The organism is Bifidobacterium myosotis (assembly GCF_002259745.1).
Classification (GTDB): domain Bacteria; phylum Actinomycetota; class Actinomycetes; order Actinomycetales; family Bifidobacteriaceae; genus Bifidobacterium; species Bifidobacterium myosotis.
In genome coordinates this window covers 33,920-56,813 of sequence record NZ_MWWW01000004.1, presented here as the reverse complement: position 1 = coordinate 56,813, position 22,894 = coordinate 33,920, and the positions used below count along the sequence as shown (strand labels likewise).

The 22,894-nt window shown below is 62.7% G+C and carries 15 protein-coding genes; 11 read left to right on the top strand and 4 right to left on the bottom strand.

Annotation, left to right across the window (positions count from 1 at the left end):
• Positions 1-207 precede the first annotated feature (207 nt).
• Entirely contained in the window at positions 208-1,485 is a 1,278-nt protein-coding gene (locus BMYO_RS01850; RefSeq protein ID WP_094666894.1) for a glutamate-cysteine ligase family protein, read from the top strand.
• Between the two features lie 244 nt (positions 1,486-1,729).
• On the opposite strand, the gene BMYO_RS01845 is transcribed toward BMYO_RS01850, so the two are convergent.
• Positions 1,730-2,746, bottom strand: coding sequence for a MerR family transcriptional regulator (locus BMYO_RS01845; protein WP_094666893.1), 1,017 nt, complete (start codon positions 2,744-2,746; stop codon positions 1,730-1,732).
• Positions 2,747-3,013: 267 nt separating this feature from the next.
• Between BMYO_RS01845 and BMYO_RS01840 the strand changes: the two genes are divergently transcribed.
• The 6 genes from BMYO_RS01840 to BMYO_RS01815 all read left to right on the top strand — a co-directional run bounded on the left by BMYO_RS01840 (position 3,014) and on the right by BMYO_RS01815 (position 11,521).
• A complete protein-coding gene (locus BMYO_RS01840) occupies positions 3,014-3,871 on the top strand; it encodes an SDR family NAD(P)-dependent oxidoreductase (protein WP_094666892.1) in 858 nt (285 codons plus the stop codon).
• Positions 3,872-3,988: 117 nt separating this feature from the next.
• Positions 3,989-5,278 (top strand): L-lactate MFS transporter, encoded by a 1,290-nt coding sequence (locus BMYO_RS01835; RefSeq protein ID WP_094666891.1) that lies wholly within the window; start codon positions 3,989-3,991, stop codon positions 5,276-5,278.
• A gap of 113 nt (positions 5,279-5,391) precedes the next feature.
• Positions 5,392-6,429, top strand: coding sequence for a Gfo/Idh/MocA family protein (locus BMYO_RS01830; RefSeq protein ID WP_094666890.1), 1,038 nt, complete (start codon positions 5,392-5,394; stop codon positions 6,427-6,429).
• A gap of 169 nt (positions 6,430-6,598) precedes the next feature.
• Entirely contained in the window at positions 6,599-7,231 is a 633-nt protein-coding gene (locus BMYO_RS01825; protein ID WP_094666889.1) for a TetR/AcrR family transcriptional regulator, read from the top strand.
• 294 nt (positions 7,232-7,525) lie between these two features.
• A complete protein-coding gene (locus BMYO_RS01820) occupies positions 7,526-8,854 on the top strand; it encodes an MFS transporter (RefSeq protein ID WP_094666888.1) in 1,329 nt (442 codons plus the stop codon).
• A gap of 339 nt (positions 8,855-9,193) precedes the next feature.
• Complete coding sequence (locus BMYO_RS01815) at positions 9,194-11,521, top strand: beta-galactosidase (RefSeq protein ID WP_094666887.1); 2,328 nt, start codon at positions 9,194-9,196, stop codon at positions 11,519-11,521.
• A 240-nt stretch (positions 11,522-11,761) separates the two neighbouring features.
• Here the strand turns inward: BMYO_RS01815 and BMYO_RS01810 are convergent, their stop codons facing one another.
• Complete coding sequence (locus BMYO_RS01810) at positions 11,762-12,391, bottom strand: TetR/AcrR family transcriptional regulator (RefSeq protein WP_094666886.1); 630 nt, start codon at positions 12,389-12,391, stop codon at positions 11,762-11,764.
• A gap of 254 nt (positions 12,392-12,645) precedes the next feature.
• Between BMYO_RS01810 and BMYO_RS01805 the strand changes: the two genes are divergently transcribed.
• From BMYO_RS01805 to BMYO_RS01795, 3 genes are all read left to right on the top strand, one after another.
• The gene (locus BMYO_RS01805; protein ID WP_094666885.1) at positions 12,646-13,920 is read left to right on the top strand and encodes an MFS transporter; all 1,275 of its coding nucleotides are present in this window, start codon (positions 12,646-12,648) and stop codon (positions 13,918-13,920) included.
• A 104-nt stretch (positions 13,921-14,024) separates the two neighbouring features.
• The gene (locus tag BMYO_RS01800) at positions 14,025-15,581 is read left to right on the top strand and encodes an alpha-N-arabinofuranosidase (protein WP_094666884.1); all 1,557 of its coding nucleotides are present in this window, start codon (positions 14,025-14,027) and stop codon (positions 15,579-15,581) included.
• Positions 15,582-15,909: 328 nt separating this feature from the next.
• Positions 15,910-17,256 carry a glycoside hydrolase family 30 protein gene (locus BMYO_RS01795; protein ID WP_094666883.1) on the top strand — a complete coding sequence of 449 codons (1,347 nt, stop codon included), beginning with the start codon at positions 15,910-15,912 and terminating at the stop codon, positions 17,254-17,256.
• A 258-nt stretch (positions 17,257-17,514) separates the two neighbouring features.
• Here BMYO_RS01795 and BMYO_RS01790 read toward each other — a convergent pair whose 3' ends face one another.
• Positions 17,515-18,102 carry a hypothetical protein gene (locus tag BMYO_RS01790; RefSeq protein ID WP_094666882.1) on the bottom strand — a complete coding sequence of 196 codons (588 nt, stop codon included), beginning with the start codon at positions 18,100-18,102 and terminating at the stop codon, positions 17,515-17,517.
• Between the two features lie 126 nt (positions 18,103-18,228).
• Complete coding sequence (locus tag BMYO_RS01785; protein ID WP_094666881.1) at positions 18,229-19,872, bottom strand: ATP-binding protein; 1,644 nt, start codon at positions 19,870-19,872, stop codon at positions 18,229-18,231.
• A gap of 250 nt (positions 19,873-20,122) precedes the next feature.
• On the opposite strand from BMYO_RS01785, the gene BMYO_RS01780 reads away from it, so the two are divergent.
• On the top strand, positions 20,123-22,798 hold the full coding sequence (locus BMYO_RS01780; RefSeq protein ID WP_094666880.1) for a glycoside hydrolase family 31 protein: 2,676 nt from the start codon (positions 20,123-20,125) through the stop codon (positions 22,796-22,798).
• Positions 22,799-22,894 lie beyond the last annotated feature (96 nt).

Below are 22,894 nucleotides of genomic sequence, written 5' to 3'. Positions count from 1 at the left end.
CCTCTCTGAGGGGAGCTGTCGCGCAGCGACTGAGGGGAGTCGTCGCCGTCTCATCCGCGAGCGGTTGCCGCGCATGAACTCTCGGTGCGTCAGAGGGGACACCAAACCCACTCCCAACCCCGAGCGGAGCCTGCTATCGGTTTTTCGTATAGCGGATTCGTGGGCGTTCGGGCGCGGCCGTAAGCCTGCTCGCATACGATACCAATCATGGTTACCCCGAGAATTAGTTATGCGCACCTGCTGGCCAAGCCGAACCCCAAGCATGTGGACAGTCTGCTGAAGTTCTTCGAGAACGGCCGCTCCCAGCGCGGCACTGGCGGATTCGGCGTGGAGATCGAGCATCTGCCCGTGCACAACGGCACCGATACCGCCGTGAGCTACTACGAGCCGAATGGTATCGAGGCGTTGCTCAAGAGGCTCGCCCCCTACTACGACGAGGAGAAGGAGTACTGGGAGAACGGGCATCTGGTCGGATTGGGCCGCCCCGGCGTGGCCGTCTCACTCGAGCCCGGCGGCCAGGTGGAGACCTCGATTGGCATCCTCAAGCAGCCGAGCGACCTCGTGGCCCTGTACTCGAAGTTCCGCCGTGAGGCCGATCCGATCCTGAAGGACCTCGGCTTCCGTCTCGTCAACTACGGCTACCAGCCCAAGTCCAGCTTCGTGGACGTGCCCGTGAACCCCAAGGACCGCTATGACGCGATGACCGATTATCTGGGCCGCGTGGGCGAATTCGGACCGTGCATGATGCGTTGCTCCGCCTCCACCCAGGTGAGCATCGACTACGTGGACGAGCGCGACGCCATCGACAAGCTGCGCCTCGGCACGGTGATCGGCCCGATTCTGGCGTACTATTTCCGCAACACCCCGTACTTCGAGGGTGAGATCAACCCATACCCGCTGCTGCGCCAGCGCATGTGGGACTTCCTCGATTTCCAGCGCACCAACGTGATCCCCGGACTGTTCGACCCGCGCTTCGGCTGGGAGGACTACGCCATCGACGTGCTTTCCACGCCGCTTATGTTCGCCGACCTGACCCACACGCCCGAGGCGGTGGCCTCCGGCGCCAGCCCCAAGGAGCTGCATCGCCCGGCCTTCCGCGAGAATGCCGGCGAGGTGTACCCGGACCGCGAGCTCAATCCGTACGAGATCAACCACATCATCTCCACGCACTTCAACGACGTGCGCCTCAAGAACTTCATCGAGCTGCGCCATTGGGATTCGCTGCCCATCGAGCGCGCCGAGCGCCTGACGGAGATCATCTCCTCGCTGTTCTACATTCCCGAGAACCGCGACCGTCTCGAAAGCTACTTCGACGGCATTCGCGAGGAGGACGTGTTCGAGGCCAAGGCCAATATCCAGGCCCACGGCCGCGAGTCGTCGCCGTACGGTCAGCCGCTCGAGTTCTGGAAGGAGTTCCTCGGCCTCGAGGGTCTGCTTGCCGACATCCCCGGCGACCCGAACCATCCGGACGTGTTCCAGGAGTAAGACGGTCCCGGAAGCACAGATAACGCGGCGCTCCCGCCCGGAGCTTCCGGATATCGCCCGGGCTTGTCCGGAGCGGCGGCCCCGGCAATAGGGTGCGCTATCGAATCGGCCTGCGGAGTTGGTCAATCCAATCGCCGCAGGCCGATGGCTTATTTTGGGAGCCATGAGAGGCCGGTGTGAACCTGTAAACGCGCAGATTGCGCTGTATTGCGCTGTATTGCGTTGGATTGCGCACTCACCGGGCCTATGCCGTTCGACCCACGCCGCAGCGGTGACGGGTGTAGCGCACGCGGACCCGTCCGTCGGCGGTATGGCTGCCCCAGATCTCACAGACTGTGGCATGCGGCCATTTGTTCGGATCGTTGCGGGCGACCATCGCCAGCGCGTCATCGAAACAGGCCGTCAATGATTCGCGTTCGATGACCTGTCCCTCGGCGGGGCCTCCGGTGGGGTGGAAGACGGTCAATGAGGGGTCGAATCCGAAGTCGGGTGAATCGACGGAATCATCGCCGGCATGTGACGCGTCGTTGATTGGTACGGTGCGGTTGTCGGTTGGGCTGATGTCCTGATCTGGCGCCTTTCCGGTTCCCGCCGCGCCGGGTATTGCCATGTCAATCCCCGTTGCGTCAATCCCCGTCATAGCGCTTTCCGCCGCGTCGCTTCGTGGCTTCGCAATCCCCGGCTCGAACTGCTGATAGGCATAGGCCCGCCCTTCACGGCAATCGATGATGATGCCGCGCCGCAGCAGTCTCGGCAATCCCGCCTCGCGCACCGCCGTGCGCAGCAACGTCATCGCGCGCAGATACGGCTTGAGCACGAACGGCCCGCCGTAGTACGGCCACGGCCGGCCCACCATCCATGTGGGCGGCAGATCGGAGCGCACCACGCCGTCCGCCGGCGTGCGGGCCTTGCGCGTCATTTCGCCCAGATAGTCATTGAGACTGGTCTCCAACGTGCGCAGCCGTGCGATCTCCCGCGCCACACGATCGCGGCCGGTCTCCATCAACGCCCGCCAGTCGAGTGAGCCGTCGGTCTGGTGGAAAGCCTCGATGGAGTCCAGCGGCACACCCGCCTCAAGACATAACCGGATCACATCCATCTCCAGCAGCTGGTCCGGCGCGTAATAGCGGTATCCGGTGCGCGGGTCGGTTTCGATCGGCGCCAGAATGCCGTGTGCATCGTAGTAGCGCAGCGCCTTCGTACTCACGCCATCCAGTTTGGCCACCTCGCCGATGGTCAGCAGATCGTCGTCGTCCCGCATCGAAAACCTCCTTGATGGCCGTGCCATGCAAATCCCCGGTGGTCCCGTATCCTACGGTATCCCGTATCCCGTATTCCGTATCCCATATCCCGGCACTGCCGTCTTTGGCAGAATCGCCGGCGCGGCCGTCTCGGATTTGACCTTGCCCTCGGGGCAATGTTTAGCATCGCAGCTGTCGAAAACCGAACGTCATCACGGTTGATGACGAGGCAAATCGGGCGCACGGCGCGCGTGGACGCACGCCGGACATACCACAGGAGGTTCGTAATGACGGATGAACGAACGGATGGCGGCTGGCTGGGGATCGCCGGCGACGTATGCGTCGTGACCGGCGCGGTGGGCGGCATGGGCACGGCCATCGCAGCCGAACTCGCGCACGCCGGAGCCAGACTGGCGCTGGTGGACATCAGCGAGGAGCACACGGCGGCGTATGCGGCGCAGCTGGCGGCCGAGTACGGCGTGGACGCGCACGGCTACGGCTGTGACGTCTCGGATGCGGACGACGTGGAGATCCTCAAGAACAGGATCGTCGAGGATTTCGGCACGGTGGATGTACTCGTCAACACGGTCGGCATCCTGCGCTTCGCCCCGCTCGAGGACCTGCCGCTCGCCGACTGGAAGGACGTCATCAACGTGAACTTGACCGGCGCGTTCATCCTCTCGCAGGCGTTCGGCAAGGTGATGCTCGAGCACAAGTCCGGCCGCATCGTGCACATCTCCACGGTCGCGTCCCACTCGCCCGAAACCTTCTCCGGCGCGTATTCATGCGCCAAGGCGGGCCTTGGCATGCTCTCCAAGATGATCGCCGCCGAATGGGGGCCGTTCGGCATCCGCTCCAACTGCGTGTGCCCGTGCTTCGTGAAGACGCCGATGAGCGCCTCGTTCTACGCCGACCCGAAGGTGACCGAGGAGCGCGAACGGCTTATCGCCTCCCGCCGTATCGGCGAGGTGCAGGACATCGCCAATGCCGTAGCGTTCCTGGCGAGCCCGCGGTCCGACTTCGTCAACGGTGACGAAATCAGCGTGGACGGCGGATTCCATCTCATGATGGGTGATCTGACGCCCAAGCCGGGCGGCCGCCGACAGTTCGCCATCAACTCCCTCAAGCAGCGCGGTCTGCTGTAAGGCCACCGAATCCACGACGCCGGCGCAGCGATTCGCCATGATTCGCACGATTTTCCGCGATGCCGCGACGCCGGACGTCGTAATCCCATGACATCACAACCGCAGAAAGCAGCAACCATGACTTCCACCAAAACCACTACACGCGAGCCGAACCGATACGGCATCCTGACCGCGGCATTCGTGGTCATGTTCTTCGTGGCCTCGATCGCGCTGTTCAGCGTGTTCCTGAACCCGCTGTCCGAACAGCACGGCTGGAGCACCGCCGAGGTGAGCCTGTCCTACTCCATCTTCCAGACGGTCATGGCCGTCACCGGCATCTTCTCCGGGCGCATCTGCGACAAGTTCGGCCCGCGCACCGTGATGCTCGTCGGCGGCTTCGTGTTCGGTCTGGGCTGGTTCCTCACCGGCATGGCCGACAGCCTGCCGATGCTCTACATCTGCCACGGCCTGATCGCCGCCATCGGCAACGGTCTCGTGTACAACCCGGCCCTGACCACCGCGCAGCGCTGGTTCCCGGACATCCGAGGCAAGGCCTCCGGCATCCTGCTGGCCGCCGCCGCGATCGGCCCGGCCACGCTCGCCCCGGTGGCCAACGCCCTGTCCGGCGCGTTCGGGGTGTCCAATGCGCTGAAGATCCTCGGCGTGATTTTCTGGGTGACCATCACGTTGGGCGCGCTGTTCGTGCAGCCGGCGCCGGCCGACTACCGTCCGAAGGGTTGGAATCCGCCCGTCGTGGATAAGCCCGCGCCGGTTGCCGAGGCCACGAAGTCCGACGACGACGGCAGTTTCGACGTCAAGGCCATGCTCTCCTCGCCGCGTTTCTATGTGCTGCTCGCCGTCTACGCGATGGCCGCCTCCTCCGGCACGATGCTCGTGGGCGCCGTCTCCTCGATCTCTCAGGAGCACGTCGGTGCGGTGGGCACCATGACCGCCGCGGCGTTCGGCGCGATGGCCGTGTCCATCTCCACCATCTCCAACTTCCTCGGCCGCCTGACGTTCGGCGCGCTGTACGACAAGTTCGGCGCGTTCAAGTGCCTGTCCATCATGCTTGTGGTCACTGCGCTCGCCATGATCGCCATGTCCTTCGCATACAACGCCGTGTTCTTCGTGGCGTGCGTGATCGTGCTCGGCTTCGCGTTCGGCGCGCTGCTGGTGATCTACCCGCCGCTGACCGGCGAGACCTTCGGCACCAAGCATCTGGGCGTCAACTACGGCATCATGTTCCTCGGCTACGCGCTCGGCGCGTGGATCGGGCCTCGCCTCGCCACCGGACTGCATTCGGAGGCGTACGGCTACCGCATGGCGTTCTACGCGGCCGCCGGCATCACGCTCGCCGGACTGGTGATCGTACTGCTGCTCGCCGCCCGGGTCCGGAAGGCCGGCACGATGATGCCGGTCCGCAAGTAGACGGGTGCGCTCCCGCGCCGTGGGGAGATCATCGGAACACGTCAATCACGCATAATCACGCGTCAAATCACCCATCAATCACACATCCAAGAACGATCAAGGAGACTCCAATCATGACCGACCAACTTCGACTGGCCGTCATCGGCGCAGGCGCCATGGGCCGCGACCATATCCGTTACATCCAGGACGATCCGGACGCCCGGCTCGTGGCCATCGCCGATCCGATGCCCGCCGCCGAGCAGACGGCCAAGGACGCCGGCGTGCCGTGGTTCGCCGATTACCGAGAGATGCTCGACTGCACCGCGCTCGACGGCGTGGTGATCGCATCCCCGAACAACCTGCATGTGCCGATGGCCCGCGACACGGTGGCGCACGGCATCCCGACGCTTGTGGAGAAGCCGATCAGCGACGATCTGGATGACGCCCGCGCCTTCGCCGACGAGGCCCGCGCCTCCGGCGTGCCCGTGTTGGTGGGCCAGCACCGCCGGCACAACCCCAAGGTGCGCCGTGCCAAGGAGATCATCGAATCGGGCGCGTTGGGACGAATCGTCACCGTCGCCGTGCTGTACAACCTGTACAAGCCGGACACCTATTACGACATCCCGTGGCGCCGGGCCAAAGGCGCCGGCCCGATTCTGGTGAACATGGTGCATGACGTGGATCTCATGCGCTACCTCATCGGCGAACCGGTGGAGATCCAAGGCATGTCCGCCAATGCCGCGCGTGGCTTCGAGGTGGAGGACTCCGCCGTGGCCACCGTGCGGTTCGAGTCCGGAACGCTCGGCACCATCACCCTCTCCGATTCCGCGGCAAGCCCGTGGAACTGGGAATCCACCGCACGCGAGAACCCGTTCTTCGCCCCGTACGATACGGACGCCTACTACATCATGGGCACCAAGGCGTCGCTGTCGTTGCCGCGGCTGCACTTGTTCTCCCACGCGGGAGGCGTGAGCGACTGGACCAAGCCGTTCACCTGCGAGGTGCAGGGCGTGCGCGAAGGACTGCCGCACCGCCTGCAGCTCAGGCATTTCGAGCGGATGATCCGTGGTGAGGAGGCGCCGCTGGTCACGCCGGAGGACGCCATCAAGACCCTCGAGGTGCTTGCCGCCGTCAAGCAGGCCGCGGACGGCGGTGGCCTCGTGCGGCTGTAGCCGGTCGGCACCCGGTGCATGGACTTCCCCGTCCGCTGCGACGCGGTCGGGGAACAGGGGCGTGGGATGGGCCGTCCGAGCGAGGTTCTGCCGGGCGTAGCTGTTCGCCCTATCCAACACCCTGTATGAAAGCCAGTATATCGAGCGGTTATTCGATATACTGGCTTTCATGGTAGCAACGAAGCAGAGACGAGTGCGTAAGAGTCCGGAGGAGCGGCGCGCGGAGATCGCGCAGGCCGCAGTGCGTCTGGTAGGGGAGAAGGGCTACTACGGCACGTCCCTGAAGGATGTGGCCGACGCCGTGGGTATGAGCCAGCCCGGACTGCTCCATTACATCGGCAACAAGGAAGGCCTGCTGTCGATGCTCATCACCGATAACTATGACGTATTCGGTACGCCGGACGATTTCATGGCGTCCGGTCTGCCCGGCAGCGACCCCGACCGGCTGCTGTTCCCCGCCTATCTGCGTTATCTGGTGCGCTACAACGCGCAACGGCGCGAGCTGGTGGCGCTGTACATCGCGCTGGAGGCTGAGGCGCTGGGCCCCGACCATCCGTTGCACGAGTATTTCGACGGCCGCCCGCAGGAGGTCTGGGACCATTACTCCCGCTATCCATGGTGCATTCCGCCTCAGATGGGTTCGTGGGAGGATTCCATGAAACCGCTGGTGCGCCGGTGCATCGAGGCCATGGACGGCGTGCAGCTGCGCTGGATGCGCAATCCGCCGGTGGACCTGTATGACGAATGGCTGGCGTTCGAGGAGCTGCTCTTCCCCTCGCCGATGTGGGACAACTATCGGTGATCCGAGTGTGGGCCGGATTTGGGTCGTAGTCGATTCGAGGCCGGCCTCGGGCCTTGGCCGAGACTGATTCGGGGAACTGCGGCTAACTCCGGTCTAACAAATCGTAGATATCGTGATTGCGACACGCCGATGTGCCGTATGTGAGCGAAGAAACGTTGATTTTTCGCTGGTTTCTATAACGAATAACCGTTAGATAATGATTTGACAGAGAGGTGTGGGCGGGGGTATTGTCAAAGCTATCTAACGGACGTTAGGTATGTCAGGGAAGACAAATTAATAAGGTAAGGTTCAAAGATGAGTGATGCAATGACCGCCTCCGCCGAAGAGCGTTTTGCGGCATACAATGCGAACATCGCCGCGGCCGGCAAGGACCCGTCGCTGTCCCCCGAGACCGGCAGGCAGATGGACAAGGCCACGCTGTTCCGCTTCGGCGCTGGCTTCCTGGTCTTCGGTCTGCTGTGGATGAGCGGCCTGGCCATCGTGTCGGCCGTGCTGCTCACCAAGCACCTGCAGAACATCTTCGGCCCGGACGTGGAGGGCCTGACCGGCGTGATCAACGCCTGCACCGCCGTGGCCTCGCTGGTCTCCAACCTGCTGTTCGGCACCCTGTCCGATCGCTCCCGCTCCAAGTGGGGACGTCGCACGCCGTTCATCGTGCTGGGCGCGGTCCTCGGCGGCGTCACCCTGTTCCTCACCGGCATGGTGTCGAACGCCGTGGCCATCACCATCATCTACTGCCTGTGCATGTTCGGCCTCAACGCCATGATCGCGCCGCTGGTGGCCATGATCTCCGACCGCATCCCGATGAACGTGCGCGGCACGATGTCCGCCTTCTTCGGCGCCGGCCAGACCTGCGGCGCCCCGATCGGCACCCTCATCGGCTCCGCCTTCATCCTGAAGCCGTTCCCGGGCTTCATCCTCGCCGGCGTGCTCATGTTCCTCGGCGGCATCGTCGCCGTGCTCATCGTGCCGAAGGAATCCTCCGCCGACTTCCTGCCCAAGGACGAAGGCAAGGCCACCGATGTGCTCCGCAGCTTCATCCCGCCGAAGTTCTCCACCGCCCACGACTTCTACAAGGCATTCGCCGGCCGTCTGTGCATGCTGCTGAGCTACCAGATGATCACCGTCTACCAGCTGCTCATCTTCCAGAAGTACATCGGCCTCGACGATACGGCCGCCGGCGCCGCCATGGCCACCATGTCCGTGATCACCATGGTCGTCTCGCTGGGTGGTTCCGTGGTCGCCGGCCCGATTTCCGACGTTATCGGCCGCCGCAAGCTGCCCGTCATCGCCGCCTCCGTGCTGTTCGCTATCGGTATGGCCATGCCGTGGCTCATGCCGACCACCATGGGCATGTTCCTGTACGCCGGCATCGCCGGCCTCGGCTACGGTGTCTACTCCTCCGTGGACCAGGCCCTCAACGTGGACGTGCTGCCGAACAAGGAGGAGGCCGGCAAGGACCTTGGCGTGCTCAACCTCGCCACCACGCTCGGCCAGATGCTCGGCCCGGTGCTCATGTCCGTGATCACCGTGACCCTCGGCTACGCCGCCGCGTTCCCGATCTCCATCGTGTTCGCGCTGCTCGGCTGCGTGTTCATCATGATGATCAAGGGCGTCAAGTAAGCGATTCCTACGCACGCCGATTACGCGCCGGCCGGGCGGCTGCCAGCAGTCGTCCGCCAGCCATAGCCGTACAGTCGTACGCCACAGTCGTGCGGGCCGTCTTCCTCTTCTTCGCGGCCCGCGCGACACCTTCCTCTTCCTCCCCCTATCAGTTACGATGTGCCGGGCCGGTCCGATTCAGGCCAGTCCGGCATCATCGTTTCCAAAGCATTCGCTTCAGGCCGTCGCGTGACTTATCGACGGCCTGACAACGCCCCCGACATTCGACCTACGATAGGCGTATCCAACCAGCCCCCAACCAGCCTCCCCCAACCAGCCCATAGCGCAAAGGAGCCTTTGATGACCAAGACCAGCGTGGACCGCATCCTGTTCGGCGCGGCCTATTATGACGAATACATGCCTGCAGGCGCCGACCGCATCGAAACCGATATGCGGATGATGGATGCGGCCGGCATCAACGTGATCCGCATCGCCGAATCGACCTGGAGCACATGCGAGCCGCAGCCCGGCGTCTTCGACTTCACCCATGTGGACCACGCGCTGGACGCCGCCGCCCGTCACGGCATCGCGGTGATTGTGGGCACTCCCACCTACGCCGTGCCCGCCTGGCTCGTGCGCCTGCATCCGGACGTGCTCGCCGTGACGTCGAACGGCCCGGGCAAGTACGGCCCGCGCCAGATCATGGACATCGTCAACCCCGCCTACCGTTTCTACGGCGAGCGCGTGATCCGCCGGCTCATCGAGCATGTGGCCAGCCATCCGGCCGTCATCGGCTATCAGGTGGACAACGAGACCAAGTACTACGATTCCGTGAGCCCGGACATGCAGGCGCTGTTCGTCAAATACCTGCGCGAGAAGTTCCACGATGATCTGGACCAGCTCAACGCCCACTTCGGTCTCGACTACTGGTCCAACCGCGTGGACGCATGGGAGGACTTCCCGGACGTCACCAACTCCATCAACCAGTCGCTGCGTGGCGAGTTCGACCGGTTCCGCCGTGCGCAGGTCGCCGAATTCCTGGCCTGGCAGACGGGTATCGTGCGCGAATACGCCCGCGAGGACCAGTTCGTCACCCAGAACTTCGATTTCGAATGGCGCGGGTACTCGTACGGCATCCAGCCGGCCGTCGACCACTTCAAGGCGTCGGCCGCCGTGGACATCACCGGCGTGGACATCTACCATCCCACCGAGGACGACCTGACCGGCAAGGAGATCGCGTTCGGCGGCGACATGACCCGCTCCACCAAGAACGGCGCCAACTATCTGGTGCTCGAGACCGAGGCGCAGGGCCAGCACGGATGGGTGCCGTTCCCCGGTCAGCTGCGCCTGCAGGCCTACTCGCATCTGGCTTCCGGTGCGGATATGGTCGAATACTGGCACTGGCATTCCATCCACAACTCGTTCGAGACCTACTGGAAGGGCCTGCTCTCGCACGACATGGAGCCGAACCCCACCTACGAGGAGGCCGGCGTGTTCGGCCGCGAGGTGGCCCGACCGGAGGTCGGCGAGCGTCTCGTGCACCTCAGGAAGCGCAACAAGGTGGCCATCATGGTGTCCAACGAGGCGCTGTCCGCGCTTGACTGGTCGCGCGTGGAGACCGGTTTCCCGGATGGCGTCGGCGTGAACTACAACGACATCGTGCGCCGCGTGTACGACGCGCTGTTCGAGCTCAACGTGGAATGCGACTTCCTGCCCGTGGATGCGCCCGGCGAACGGCTTGCGCAGTACGCGATGATCGTGACGCCGGCGCTGTACTGCGCGCCGGAGGAGACCATCGCACGCCTGCGCGGCTTCGTGGCCGGTGGTGGCCATCTGGTCTCCACGATGCGCTCGTTCGTCACCGATGACGAGGTGACCGTCTGGCATGACCGCGCGCCGCACGGCCTGACCGACGTGTTCGGCATGACCTACAACCAGTTCACCCGCCCGAAGGGCCGCGTGGGTGTGGCGTTTGCGGACGATGCCGCGCTCGCTGGCACGCCGGACGCGCAGGCCGAGGCGCTGATCGAGCTGCTCAAGGTCGGAGTGCCGGGTGCTGGCGCTGATGTGGCTGGCGGTGCTGCGGGCAGTGTCGCGGGCGATGCCGGTGGCGTGGGCGTGGGCGCTGGCGCTGGCGACGCCGAAACGGCCGGGATTTCGGACGATTCTGGTGCGGTGGGGTCGTCCGGCGTTGGTGCGGCGGCCGTGACCGATTCCGGTGCCGGCCTTGCGGTTACATCTGATTCCGTCACTGAAGTGCTGGCCCGCTACGGCCATTACGCATGGGAATCCTATGCGGCCGTGACCCGCCACGCATTCGGCAAGGGCAGTGCCGAATGGATCGGCACGCTGCTCGACGCCGATACGATGCGTGCCGTGATGCGCGAGGCCGTCGAGCATGCTGGGGTCGAGGGTGCTGGATCGGCGCTCGCCGGCAAAGTTGTGGTCCGTCAGGGCGTGAACTCGGCGGGGGAGACGGTCACCTACCTGCTGAACTACTCCGCCGAGTCGGTCACCTTCGACAGCCCGGTCGCCGGTTCGGTGGTCGTCGCCCCGCAGGTCATTGGCCATGACGGGCTGATCGACGAGGCCGCCTCCGCCTCGCTGGCCGTCCGCCCCGGTCTGCCCGTCGCGGTGGGCGACGAGCTCACCATCCCGCGCTGGAACCTCATCGTCATCGTCGGCTGAGCGCGCGTGGTACGCGGCCATGCGGCGTGGCCCCCGCGGCGTCGTCCCACGGTGCAGCTCCACGGCATAGCCCACGCTGTAGGGATTGCCCCACCGTGTAGGGAAATCCCCATGATGTAGTAAACGGCCCACGCTGTAGGGATGCAAAACGGCGGAATTCCGCCAAAACACAAAAACCGCTCCCTACACCGTGGGCCATTTACTACATGGTGGGCGAGCATATAGTGTGCGAGCCGCACATTAGCGATACCCGTCCCAAGTGGGGGAGGGGAAGAGCGTGCGTTCGGCGCGCGCCCAGAGCTGGACCATATCTTCACCCGGATTGGTCATAGCCTGTACCTGTACGCCGTCCATGGCGAAGAATGCGGTGACGATGAGGTCATGCAGATGTTCGGGGTTGCGGTAATAGGGTGGCAGATTCCAGTCAATGGCCATCATATCCTTGAGAATCGTGGCGTGACGGTCCCTATAGAATTCATGTGCTGGATGATGCGGATTGGCCGATTCGATGGCCAGTTGCATGAACAGCGCCACCATTTCCGGGCGGCTGGCATTGGATTTCACTAGTTTGCGCAGATAGGCGGGCATGCTTACGTTATGGCCGTCGTTGGTATCGGGCAGGGGGGTGTAGGTGCCGGTGTCCGTGTCGTAGTATGTCTCGATGACCAGGGCGAGTACCTCTTCGCGGCTGGAGACATAGTGGTTCAGACCGGGCACGGTCATGTGCACCGCGTCGGCCAGTCTCTGCATGGAGAAGCCGTATGAGCCGTACTGCGCGATGATCGTCACGGCCGCTTGCGCGATTTGCTCACGTCGCTGTTCCGGGGTGAGCCTTGTCCTGCGACGAAGCGGATTGCTGATCGAAATCACGGGTCCCTCCTCATTCACGTCCTCACGAGGGTATCACCGGCGATTGTCCGTGAGCCCGTCGGATCGGAAGAGCACATGAGATGGCTGGAAACGTAAGGCTTTTATTCGACACGCCGAACACTATCTTATATTTTTAAGATATAAGATAGTGGATGTCGGGCAAGCGGCGCTTGCTTACCCGAACACAAGCCGAATCGCGCCCGCTGATGGGTGGGAAGAGGCTATAAAGAAGTGCAAGGAATAAGGAGATTCCCATGTCACAGGACAACAGCTCGGCGGCGGTTCAAGCCAAGCCCGCCTCCACCGTGCTTTCGAAGATTGACAAGACACGCTTCTGCGCGGCGTTCTTTATTTTTTCATTCTGCTGGATGCTCGCGCTCCAGATTGTTGCGGCTGTGCTATTGCCGCAGCGCCTATCCATCATCGCCCCTGAATCCAAGGATGCGATTTTCGGCGTGCTCAACTCCGCCACCGCGCTTGCGTCCCTGATCTCCAACCTTGTTGTCGGCAATATGTCCGACCGCACCCGCTCCGTTCTCGGCCGACGCACTCCGTGGATTGCGTCGGGTGGCCTGCTCGCCGGCGTCACGCTTTTCCTCATCGGCTTCCTGCCTGACGGCGTGAGCATCGGTGTCAGCTACTGTCTGGCTATGGTGGGCCTCAACATGATGATCGCACCGGTCGTCGCGTCCCTGTCCGACCGTGTGCCCGAAGACATGCGTGGCACGATGTCCGCCTTCATCTCTGCCGGCACTCTGTTCGGCTCCGCGCTGGGGCAGATCGTCGGCGCCCAGTTCATCACGATGATGATGCCCGGTTTCATCATTTCCGGCATTGTCATGGCCCTTTCCGGCATTCTGACCGTCGTGTTCTGGCCTCGCGAGGCCTCCAGCAAGGACATGCCCAAGCAGAAGGCCGATTTCAAGAGCATCCTCGTCAGCTTCAAGCCTCCGGTCAAGGGCGCCCGCGACTTCTGGCTTGCCTTTGTGGGCCGTTCGTTCCTGCTCTTCAGCTACTACATGATTCTCAACTACCAGTTGTACATCCTCAAGGATTACATCGGACTTGACGACAAGTCCGCGGGTTCCACCTTGTCCATCATGTCGCTGGTGCTCATGGTCGTCTCCCTGATTTCCGCCCTGTCCGCCGGCCCCATCTCCGACAAGATCGGTCGTCGCAAGGTGCCGGTCGTGGTCGCCAGTCTTCTGCTCGCTGTCGGCTACGCCCTGCCGTGGATTATGCACAGCCCGATGGGCATGATTCTTTTCTCCGCCATTGGCGGCTTCGGCTACGGAATGTACGGCTCCGTGGATCAGGCGCTCAACGTGGATGTGCTGCCCAACGAGGAGGAGGCCGGCAAGGACCTTGGCATCCTCAACATCGCCACCACGCTCGGCCAGATGGTTGGACCGATTGTCACGTCCTCCATCGTCGTGGCCACCAAGTCCTATGCATTGGTGTTCCCGGCCGCCATCGCGCTGGCTGTGGCCGGTTGCGTATTCATCATGCTGATCAAAAAGGTGAAGTAAACCCGACCCGTTACTCTAGGCCCCGCGACCCGGATTCGTATCAAATCAGCATCCGGCCGCGAGGCCTTCGCACTGAAGGGTTTGCAGGCAGAAAGGAAACGACCATGACCGTATTCATCAACCCGAATCAGGAAATCGGCCGCATCGACCCCAAGCTGCACGGCCAGTTCATCGAATTCCTCGGCGAATGCATCGACGAGGGCCTATGGGTGGGGGAAGACTCGCCCATTGAGAACGAATCCGGCTATCGCAAGGCCACGCTCGATGCGCTGCGTGCTCTCAAGCCACCGGTCATCCGTTGGCCCGGCGGTTGCTACGCCGACACCTACCATTGGCGTGACGGTGTAGGGGCGCGCGTCGGACGCAGGACCACATTCAACGAAAACTTTGCCACCTATGAGCTCGACAACCACGCTTTTGGCACTGATGAGTTTCTGCGTCTGTGTGAGATGCTTGGCGCCGAGCCGTGGATCAACATCAACATGCTCTCCGGCACCGTGGCCGAGATGAAAGACTGGATGGAATACTGCAACCGCGAGCAGCCCACCGATCTGGCACTTGAGCGCGCCGCCAACGGTCACGAGAAGCCTTACGGCGTCAAATATTGGGGCATCGGCAACGAGGTATGGGCGGGAGGCGGCATGATGACTCCGTCCACCTACCTTGACGAATATCGTCGTTTTGCCTCCGCCATGCCGTCGTTCACCACCGATGTATTCGCTCCTTCGCCGATGTATGCCATCGCATGCGGGCCGGACGGTAACAAGCCGCGTGAGCGCGTCAAATGGACCGAGGACTTCTTCCGGGGACTCGCAGAATACCGCCAGCCGCGCATCAACGGGTATGACTTGCATTTCTACAACTGGAACGTTGACGATGATGCGGACACGCCCACCGAATTCGACGAACATGGTTGGGACAAGGTCATCGCCGGATGCCTGGAGCTGGAGGACATCCTGCGTGACCAGTGGCGGCTGATGAATGACGGGCTGGCGCTCATCGCCGAACCGGAAACCGCAATGGATACGAAGCTGACACATGTGGACCTCATCATCGGAGAATGGGGCAACTGGCATAAGCCTGCCTTCTTCGCTCGTCCGGCCCTGAAGCAGCAGGTCACCATGCGCGATGCTGTTACCACCGCGCTGACGCTCGACCTGCTCCAGCGCAACTGTGACAAGGTCTCGATGGCCTGCAACGCGCAGACCATCAACGTGCTCAATTCGCTCATCCTGACCGAAGGGGATCAGACCATCCTTACACCGAATTACGACGTGTTCATGATGTATCAACCGCATCGTGGGGCCGTGGCGCTCGACGTGCCGCGTGCCGACGCTGATGACGATCATGTGTATGTGTTCGCCTCCAAGTCGGGCGACGGTAGCGAATTGTTCGTCAACCTGACCAACGCGCATATGGGGAGCGTGGCCGAAACGACGCTGGTGTTGCCCGCTGGTGCGCGCGTTGTGCGGATGCGTGAGCTGGCTTCGGCTGATCCGCATGATTGCAATACTGCCGACGCGCCTGATATGGTGCGTGCGCGGGACGTCGATATTGCGGACGAGGAGCGGGTGAAGGTTCGTCCGGGTACATCCACCTGCGAAATCGCGGTTCGGTTGGCCCCTGCCTCTGTCAACACGTTGCGTATTGTGCTCGATTGACATGCTAAGGATGGAGGTCGTCCTGTGGTTTCTCTGGAAGGGGAGCTGCGGGGCGGCCTTTTACGTTGACTAAACTATCTACCGAAAAGTAGATAGTGCGTTGCGTCTCGTTGCATGCGGGAGACACGCCGATACTGCGATTGCTGACTTTGTATTATCATTTTATCTAGTAACTACTAGATAAAAGTCCGGTAGCGAACAGTCAGTACAGACATAACTCAACGAAGAGTCGCAGGTCGGCGGAACCCGTGTGCGGGCATATGGCACGCGCGGTACCGCAGGCCGGCACACAACCAACTGGCATCTAGCCAACGAAGGAGTCCACACCATGACCACATGGATCGCCACCACCCAGGACGCCAAGCTCATCGACCGCACGGCCGAACTCGCCGCCACCGGCGCGACCGCAGCGCCGGACCTGCAGCTGGATGGTAATGAGTACCAGAAACTGCGCGGCTTCGGTGGCTGCTTCAACGAGCTCGGCTGGCTGCCGTTGCAGACCGTGACCGAAGCCGAACGCGACCAGATCATCAAGGAGCTGTTCAGCCCCGACGAGATGAACTTCACGTTCAACCGCGCGCCCGTGGGTGCCAACGACTTCGCCGACCACTGGTACAGCTACGACGAGGTCGAGGGCGACTACGACATGGAGCGCTTCTCCGTCGAACGCGACGAGGAGACCCTGATTCCGTACATCCACCGTGCGCAGGAATGGCAGCCGGATATGCGCCTGTTCTCGAGCCCCTGGTCCCCGCCGACCTGGATGAAGCGCCCGAAGGCCTACAACTACGGCCGTCTGATCCGCACGCCGGAGAACCTCAAGGCGTACGCGAAGTATCTGGTCAAGTATGTTCAGGCCTACGCCGAGCATGGCATCACCGTGAACCAGCTGCATGTGCAGAACGAGGTCTTCGCCGATCAGAAGTTCCCGAGCGCCCTGTGGGATTCCGATGCCCTGAAGGAGTTCATCCGCGACTACCTCGGACCGGCGTTCGATGAGGCCGGGCTCGACACCGACATCTGGCTGGGCACGCTCAACGGCCCGGAGGACATGAAGTGGACCGGCGGCGGCTACGGCATGGCGCTCAACAACTACAACCGTTTCGTGGACAACATCCTCTTCGATGACCGCGCCCGCCACTACATCAAGGGCATCGCCTACCAGTGGGCCGGACAGAACTGCATCGCCCGCACGCACGAATCGTGGCCGGAGATCGAGCTCATTCAGTCCGAGTCCGAGTGTGGCGACGGCCGGAACACATGGGAATACGCCGAATACGTGTTCCACCTCATCAACCACTACATTCGCAACGGCGCCACCGCCTACACCTACTGGAACATGATCCTCGACGATCAGGATTCCACTTGGGGCTGGTGGCAGAACTCGCTGTTCACCATCACCGCCGATACGCACGAGGTGCGCCGCAACCCCGAATACTACGTGATGCGCCACTTCTCCAAGTACGTGCGTCCGGGTGCCGTGCTGCTGGGCACCACCGGCCACTTCAACTCGATGGCCATCGCCTTCCGCAACCCGGACGGCACGGTGGTCGTGGTGGCGCAGAACGCCCTCGAAACCGAAATGCCGTTCGAGTTCGCCGACCCGTCCGACGCCTCTCGCGGCATCAAGGCCACGCTCGCCCCGCGTTCGTTCAACACCTTCGTGCTGGACTGACGCGTTGGGCTGAAGCGCCGGACATGCCGGGCCCGATGTGTCGGCCCGATGTGTCGGACCGAAGTATAAAGCGCTGTGATGGCGGTTTCCCGTTGCTCACAGCGCTTTTGGCTTGGGGTATCGGACTTCGTCGATCGATTGTTGGGTTTTGACGTAACGTCAAAGACAAGCCATCCAAAGATGCGTGTGGCGCTTATACTTTGAAGCCGGATTCAACCAAATCAGGAATACCCAGTCCAATGGGAACCCTGCAGGCGGTCAGGCGGACACCGTCAGCGCTTTCGAATCATCGTCGTAGGTGAGTCTTGGTTCCAGCCACGCCATGCGACGATTTCCTTCCTCCTGTTGTTTGACCGGTGCCGTGTTGCTTTCGCCGGCGAATCGGGCCCAACCATGGTTGATGATGAACGTGCATGTTCCCGTGTCCGTCCCCTGTCGGGCGGGGAGTGTGATGGTTCGGGTTACGTCCGGCGTGAACAGGAGATATTTGATGTCGCTTTTCACGGGGTCGCCGTCGCTGTCCGTGGTGTCCGGATGGGCGAGCGGCTGTGTATGCCAGTCGCCGGTGGGGACGGCCAGCAGGTCGGCAGGCCGTCCTTTCAACCGGTGATAGAGGTAGAGGATGGTCAGCGCGATCGAGGATATGGGGATCATGGCGAACAGCACCCAACCCCAGAACGTGAGCTCGCCACCATGAGTGCCCACGAACGGGGAGAGGAAGCCGACTATCGCCATGGCGAACGAGCCGACCGTGATCATGACGATCAGCCAGTGGCCGCGTCGCCGTAGCCAGATGATGCGTGCCAGTTTCGGGTCGCCTTCGATCCAGTTTGGTTCCGCTTCCATGTGTGACTCCCTTCTACTGATTCTCCCACCCCATTCAACCGGTTTCAGGTGAACGCAGGGTGGCGCGGCGGTTCGACTTCCTGGCTGGAATCGACGCCAACAATCATGGGAATACGCGGCACCTCATCACGCCGCGACATACCGGGTGTTTCGGGCAGTACCCGTGGGCATGATGCGGCCGGCATGTTCGAGTTTGCGCAGTGCGTATGCCGCTCGATTCTTGTTGACTCCAAGTCGTTGCTGGATTTCCAGCCGGGAAATGCCTTCGGGGGTGCTTCGGATTAACGCCAAAGTGAGCTCCTCCAGGGTGCTGGATGAATTGGATGCATTCGTTTGCGGCGTTGAGGGCGTTGCGGTATGGGATGCCGATGGGAGCAGCGATGGGATGGCTGTGCGGCCGTTGCGTGTCGCTTGCCTCGTTGCGTCGTCGGTCGGTGCTTCGGTGCCGGAACCGCCGTCGATGTGAGATGTGGTACTGGCGGCCGGTTCCAGGGTGAGAGTGCCCACTCCCTTTCCGGTTGGGTATCCGTTGAGGACGGCGATTTGAACGTTACCCTTCTCCTGAATGGCGGGACCGGAGGGGAAGGGATTTCTGGCGGTGAACCAATCGCTGATGTCGGGCCCATCGGTTGGATTGGCGTGAACCGGATTGCCCCCGTTTCCGGTGCCGTCCAATCGAGGAAGACTCAGGGTGAATGCGCTTGGCGTGATGCGGATAATGGGTGATTCGCTGTTGCCGGCATACTCTTCCATGATTTTGGGAATGCCGCTGCCGTAGCTTTCCATAAGTTCCAGCCGGTAGAACGTGTTTGCCAGCACTGTGTTACGAGGTTGGGAGATGCCGTTGGTGAGATCTGTGAGCGTGATGCCCTTCACCAGTCCGCCAAGCGATACGAAATCGATGCGGTCGGCATAGATGCTGACCAAGGTGGGTCCTGAATAATCGTAATCGCGATGTACCACGGCATTGAGCAGAGCCTCTCGCAGGGCCGCTGGTGGATAGGCATAGGTGTCATTGCGGTACAGGCCCACGATATCGGAACGTATCGGATTGTTGAGTTCCAGATAACGACATACATCGTCCAGCTGCTGCAGTAACGATCCCTGAAACTCCTGACGTGCAAGGAACCGCGCTTTCGAATTGCCTTGGTATACGGCGCATTTGATGGTATGTCGGCATTGGTCCGAAATCAGGGCCGCGGCGTTGGTGTACAGCCCATCTGAATTGATGAGCCCCAATGACCGTTGTTGGGGCTTGCCCCAAGGCACCTGTTGACGGGCGAATATCGCATCTGCCTCGTTGAATGTCAGGTCTTGGTCGATGCTTACGGATGCATCGAACGCCGTGACGTCGTCATCTCGAATCATCTGTCGAATGCGTTCTTCGCTGGCGGGTACGGCGGAAACGCCGTGGCGGATGAACACTCCGGTTGGGCGCATGCCCTTGCCGGTGAGATAGTAGGGGCGCTTGACGCCGCGCAGTACGGTGACGTGGACGATGTTGCGCATGACGCCAGCGCCATCCTCCATCGATTCACATTCGATGGAGGTGTATGCGGTCAGATCCGGTCTGATGGCATTGCGGATCATGTCGCCGATGCCGCCCATCACGGCATCGGGGTCATCCACGCCGACGGGGATGCCATCATCGTCGATGCCGATGTACAGGTCGCCGCCTTCGGAGTTCGCGAAAGCGACGATCTCTCGTTTCGCTGCATCGTTGAGCTGTCGTTTGAATTCAATCGTGGCGCTTTCATGCAGTCTGCCCATGGCGGTCCCCTCGTTAAGCCTTAATCGTCATCGATGAATTCATCGTAACTCATCGATGGGACTGGGGTTCGGTGTGGGGTGTTGCGCCGGGTGAGCGTCAATTGATGATGTTATCGTTGTCATGACGATGATCCGTCGCGCGTGCTTGGCGTGCGTTTCGCACCTGCCTGACGGGTGCTCGTAACGAGTGCTCGACCGGCGTGCATTCGGCGCGCGACGGACCCAAGGCACACCCGCAAAGGAGCACGGCATGACCTTCCCGCAACTGCGCACCAACCCCGTTATGAACCCCAAGGCGGTGATTCAGGGCGACCGCTGGCGCATCGGCGTCCTCACCGAATCGCTGATACGGCTCGAATGGCAGGATGACGGCCGTTTCGAGGACCGCGCCACCCAGATGGTGGTGGACCGCAACTGGCTCGGGGTCGGTGAGGGGGCAGACGGTATGGAACCGGACGGGGCCGCCCCACACTTTACGCAAACGGTCCGCAACGGCCTGCTCATCGTCGATACGCCGGCCCTGCGTCTGACCTACGACATGCAGCCCTTCAGTAAGGAGGGCCTCAGCATCGTGGTCAAAGGCGTGGCGAACTCGCAGATGAACACCTGGCATTACGGTGACGCGCAGCGCGGCAACCTTCGCGGCACCGCCCGCACGCTGGACGAGGTGAACGGCGAGACCGAACTGGGCCTCGGCGTCGTCTCCCGCGACGGCTGGGCCGTGCTGGACGACTCCGCCTCGAACGTCATCGTCGAAGGCGCCGAGGCTGCCGAGATCAAGGGCGAGGCGAACCCGTTCGGCACATGGGTCGTGCCGCGTGACAACGATGGCATCGATTTGTATTTCTTTGGCTATGGACACCGGTACATCGAAGCCGTGCGGGACTTCTACCGGCTCACCGGCCCGACCCCGTTGCTGCCGCGCTTCGCACTCGGCAACTGGTGGAGTCGCTACCATCGCTACACCGAAACCGAATACATGGAGCTTGTGAGCCGGTTCGAGAAGGAGGGCCTGCCGTTCACCACCGCCGTGATCGACATGGATTGGCATCTCGTGGACGACGTGGACCCCAAGTACGGCTCCGGCTGGACCGGATACACATGGAACCGCGCGTTCTTCCCCGATCCCGAGCGGTTCCAGCGCACCCTGCATGAGCATGGCCTCAGGACCACGCTCAACGTGCATCCGCGCGACGGCATCCGCGCCTACGAGGACGGGTACGGCGAGGCGGCACGGCATATGGGCATCGACCCTGCGAGCGGAGACCCGGTCGAGTTCGACCTGACCAGCCCGCACTTCATGGACGCCTACTTCCGCCTCCACCACCGGCTCGAGACCATGGGCACCGATTTCTGGTGGTTGGATTGGCAGCAGGGTGGGGTGACGCGGCAGAAGGGATTGGACCCATTGTGGATGCTCAACCACATGCACTATCTCGATTCGGGTCGTGATGGCCGTTGGCCGCTGACCTTCTCCCGGTACGCGGGTCCCGGCTCGCACCGTTATCCGGTGGGCTTCTCGGGGGACACGGTGGTCACCTGGGAGTCGCTGAAATTCCAGCCGTACTTCACCGCCACGGCGTCGAACATCGGCTACGGCTGGTGGAGCCACGACATCGGCGGTCACATGTTCGGCTACCGCGACGAGGAGCTTGAGGCGCGCTGGTACCAGCTCGGCGCCTTCAGCCCCATCAACCGCCTCCACTCCACCGATTCGCCGTTCAACGGCAAGGAGCCGTGGAACTTCCATCCCGAAACCGAGGCCGCGATGGATACGGCCCTGCGCCTGCGCCACGAGCTCATCCCGTACCTGTATTCGATGAACTGGCGCGCGGCCGTCGAGGGCCGTCCGCTGGTCGAGCCGATGTACTGGCAGGCGGCGGAGAACCGCACCGCATACGACGTGGAGCAGGAGTTCCGCTTCGGCACCGAGCTGGTCGTCGCGCCAATCGTCGCGCCGGCGGATCGCAGCGTGCAGATGGCCAAGGCCGACGTATGGCTGCCGCAGGGCACCTGGTTCGACTTCCTCACCGGCCGTCGCTATGAGTCCCGTCCGGCGGATGGCCGCAAGTTCGAGGTATGGCGCGGGCTGAACGGCATCCCCGTATTCGCCAAGGCCGGCGGCATCGTGCCGTTGCAGCGGTTGGATGAATCCAACGGTCCGATCAACACCGTGGGGAATCCGCGTCACCTCGAGGTGACGGTCTTCCCCGGCGCGTCCGGCGCGTTCGAGCTCAAGGAGGATGACGGCACGAACCAGGCCCGGCCGGACGAATCGGCCTTGGCGGTTACGTCGCTGACCCTGCAGTGGGGTGGGGGAGAGGCCGTCGCCGGCGGCGCGTCAGAGCAGTCCTCCGGTAGCTCGGATGTGGAGGGCGCGGCTGTGCAGAGTGCGGAGATACCGGACTCGGTGATGCGGGGTGCGGCGGATCGCAGCGGCGCGGCTAATTGTGTCAAGACCCGATTCATCATCGCGCCGGTCGCCGGCAATGCCGCGGCCGTACCCGAACGACGTACGTGGACCGTCACGTTCCGCGGCGTGGCGCCGAGCGCCGCATTGTCGGCGAGCGTCGGCGGCGAACCGGTCGAGGCGCAGACGGCCTACGATGCTGAATCGCTGAGCCTGTCGCTGACGGTAGCCGATGTGCCGGTGGAGGCGGAAGTCGTAATTGACGCCGACGGATTGCGCATCGCCGACGATCCGGCGCTTGCGGACGCCTTCGCGGTGCTCTACGACGCGCAGATCGACTATCTGACTAAGGAGCGGGCGTATGCGCTCATCCGCGAGAGCGGCGCCGGCGCGTTGGGCGCCTTGCACACGCTGGAAAGCGCCGCGAGCGACCACCCCGGCCATCGTTTCGACGATTCGCACATGCCACCGGCGGTGATTCAGGCGCTCGCCGAACCGTTGCTGCGCGCGATGTAGCGATGTGATGGTGTAGCGGTGCGGTGAAGTGGCGGTGTAGCGGGTCTGCATGGTGGCGCGCGCCGCGGCCCCGCGACATGGATGCACGCCACTTGG